The sequence below is a fragment of the Polaromonas sp. P1_E3 genome (assembly GCF_056405935.1).
In genome coordinates this window covers 1-2,936 of the sequence record NZ_JBFUBD010000335.1, presented here as the reverse complement: position 1 = coordinate 2,936, position 2,936 = coordinate 1, and the positions used below count along the sequence as shown (strand labels likewise).

Genomic DNA, 2,936 nt, shown 5'->3' with positions numbered 1-2,936 from the left:
AGCAAGGCCTGCCCAACTACAACATGGAAGGCTGGTTCGCGGTGATTGGCCCTGCCAATTTGCCGGCGGCTGACGTGAAGCGCATCCATGCCGCGGTGGTTGCCGCCTATGCCACGCCCGAGGTGAAGGAAGCCCTGCTCAAGCAGGGCAACACCATCAACCCCGGCAGCCCGGAAGCCGCTGCGCAGTACKTTCGCAGTGAASTGGTGAAGTACGCGCAGCTCGTGAAAAAGGCGGGCGTCGAACTCCAGTAAGGCGCACGCGCAGGCGGCCGCCCTGCTGTTCATCACAACGGGACGGCCCTGAATTGCAACTTGCTATGCTTTTAATAGCTGCTTGCGCCCGTCAATAAAGCGCCAGGCGGCAATTTGGCAATCAACCCGCCGTGGCAGGCCTACAGCTTGGCAATGGACACCTCCGTCGACTTGACCAGCGCCACCACCTCGCTGCCGACGGCCAGTTCGAGCTGGTCGATGGAACGGGTGGTGATGACCGACGTGACGATGCCCCATGGGGTTTCGACGTCGAGCTCGGACACCACGTCACCGCGGATGATTTCTTTCACACGGCCGCGGAACTGGTTGCGGACGTTGATGGCTTGGATGGACATAAGGTTCTCCTGGAACTGGGGTTAAAAATCGGTGGACTGAATTCCTTGACTTCAACGGCCGCGGGCGAGCCTCTCCCCGGCCGCCCGCAAGGCGGTTTCAAAATCTGTTCTCGTTGAAAGGCGCAGGCCTTAAAAGGCGGCCTGCAAATCCGGCGAGCCGGGACTGGCGTCAGACGCTACATCGCACCAGTGAAAAATGCACCGGCTCAAAGCCYGTGGTGGCCGGCATGCGAAAGCTTTCTGCCAGCAGCGTCAAAACCGCATCGTCCAGCCGCACTGAGATTTCCGGGCCGACTTCATAGCGCTTGTCGGCTGACTGCGGCACCTGCGAATCGGTGGCGTATACGCCCGGCAGGATGTGGCGGGCCGCCAGCGCCTGCAGCACGGGGCGCAAGGCGTAGTCCAGCGCCAGCATGTGGTGCGGGCTGCCGCCGGTGGCCAGCGGCAGCACGGTTTTTTCCTTCAGCGCCGTTTGCGGCAGCAAATCCAGCAGCACCTTGAGGAGCCCGCTGTACGCCGCCTTGTACACGGGCGTGGCCACCACGATGGCACGCGCCCGGGCAATCTGGTCAATCGCCTTGACGATGGCCGGATGACCCCACTCAGCCAGCAGCAAGGCCTGGGCAGGCAGCTCGCGGATGTTGAGCCGGTCGACCACCAGGCCACCCCGCAGGGCGAGCCTGTCACTGACCGAGTCGAGCAGCGCGGCTGAGCGGGACTGTTCTGAAGGACTTCCAGCGATCAGCAATACGGATTGTTGTACGGACATTGTTTAAATTTTTCCCTGATTTGCCTGGGTGACCAAGCGGCGTATGACTGTTTCCTATGCAAGTGCCGGCGCGGAACCGGCTTCGCCGGGCCGCAGCGGGCGCCCCTTGGGGGGAGGCGGCCAAAGGCCGCTTCGGGGGGAGCTTATTTCCGGGTATAGATCTGGTCGAACGAGCCGCCGTCTGCGAAGTGTTCCTTGTCCGCCTTGGCCCAGCCGCCGAAGGCCTGGTCGATGGTGAACAGGTTCAGCTTGGGAAACTGCTTGGCGTACTTGGCAATCGCTTTCTGCGAAACGGCCGGGCGGTAGAAGTTCTTGCCGGCAATGTCCTGGCCTTCTTCAGAGTAAAGGTACTTCAGGTATTCCTCGGCCACGGCGCGGGTGCCCTTCTTGTCGACGTTCTTGTCGACCACGGCGACGGCGGGTTCGGCCAGGATGCTCAGCGAAGGCGCGACGACGTCAAACCTGGCGCCGAATTCTTTCTCCAGCAAATACGCTTCGTTTTCCCAGGCGATCAGCACGTCGCCTTGGGCACGCTGGGCAAAGGTGATGGTGGAGCCGCGGGCGCCGGTGTCCAGCACCGAGACATTGCCATACAGCTTGGCGACAAACTCTTTGGCCCTGGCGTCGCTGCCGTATTTGCGCTTGGCAAATTCCCAGGCGGCCAGGTAGTTCCAGCGGGCGCCGCCCGAGGTTTTCGGGTTGGGCGTGATCACGGTGATGCCGGGCTTGATCAGGTCRTCCCARTCCTTGATGCCYTTGGGRTTGCCCTGGCGCACGGCCAGCACGATGGTGGAGGTGTAGGGAGACGAGTTGTGCGGCAGCTTCTTTTGCCAGTCGGCCGACAGCCAGCCGCCGTTCTTCACCAGCGCATCGGTGTCGCCGGCCAAAGCCAGCGTCGCCACGTCGGCGTCCAGGCCGTCAATGATGGAACGGGCCTGCTTGCCGGAACCGCCGTGCGACTGCTTGATCGTGACGTCCTGGCCGGTCTTGGCTTTCCAGTATTTGCTGAAGGCCGCGTTGTATTCGACGTAAAGCTCACGGGTCGGGTCGTAAGAGACGTTGAGCAGCGTGACGGGGGCCGGCTGGGCCTGGGCCGTCAGCAGTGACCCTGCCAGCGTCAAACCCAAACCAGCCGCCACGGCAGCGCGGGTAGAAACATTGATAAAGTTGCGGCGTGAAGTCATGGTTGCTCTCTTTTCCAGAAAAATGCGTGTAAATGCAGACAAAATGGATTCTGGAAGCAGACCTTAGAAACTGGAACGAATAAAAAATCAGTTCTTTATTCCACAAACATCCTTAGACAACTCAGCTACAACTTAGCCCTACGAAAGAACTCCCCATGGCACGCCTCGTCAAATGCATCAAACTCGGTAAAGAAGCCGAAGGACTGGACTTTCCGCCCTACCCCGGCCCGCTGGGCAAGCGCCTCTGGGAAGAAGTCAGCAAGGAAGCCTGGGCGGAGTGGATGAAGCAGCAAACCATGCTGGTCAACGAAAACCGCCTGAACCTGGCCGATGCCCGGGCCCGCCAGTACCTTGCCCGGGCCCGCCAGTACCT

Annotated in this window: 4 protein-coding genes and 1 pseudogene; 2 read left to right on the top strand and 3 right to left on the bottom strand. The window is 61.2% G+C overall.

Going from position 1 to position 2,936, the window contains the following annotated elements:
- Window positions 1-254, top strand: a pseudogene (locus tag AC1D0Z_RS18760) (tripartite tricarboxylate transporter substrate binding protein); the annotation flags it as partial.
- A gap of 140 nt (window positions 255-394) precedes the next feature.
- Here AC1D0Z_RS18760 and AC1D0Z_RS18755 read toward each other — a convergent pair.
- The 3 genes from AC1D0Z_RS18755 to AC1D0Z_RS18745 form a co-directional block, all read right to left on the bottom strand.
- Window positions 395-610 (bottom strand): TOBE domain-containing protein, encoded by a 216-nt coding sequence (locus tag AC1D0Z_RS18755; protein WP_477659703.1) that lies wholly within the window; start codon window positions 608-610, stop codon window positions 395-397.
- Between the two features lie 169 nt (window positions 611-779).
- A complete protein-coding gene (gene ssuE / locus AC1D0Z_RS18750) occupies window positions 780-1,379 on the bottom strand; it encodes an NADPH-dependent FMN reductase (protein WP_477659702.1) in 600 nt (199 codons plus the stop codon).
- 143 nt (window positions 1,380-1,522) lie between these two features.
- Window positions 1,523-2,563 carry a sulfate ABC transporter substrate-binding protein gene (locus AC1D0Z_RS18745; RefSeq protein ID WP_477659701.1) on the bottom strand — a complete coding sequence of 347 codons (1,041 nt, stop codon included), beginning with the start codon at window positions 2,561-2,563 and terminating at the stop codon, window positions 1,523-1,525.
- A 155-nt stretch (window positions 2,564-2,718) separates the two neighbouring features.
- Here AC1D0Z_RS18745 and AC1D0Z_RS18740 point away from each other — a divergent pair.
- Window positions 2,719-2,936 (top strand): oxidative damage protection protein (locus tag AC1D0Z_RS18740; RefSeq protein WP_477659700.1); only part of this gene is annotated, 218 nt, incomplete at its 3' end.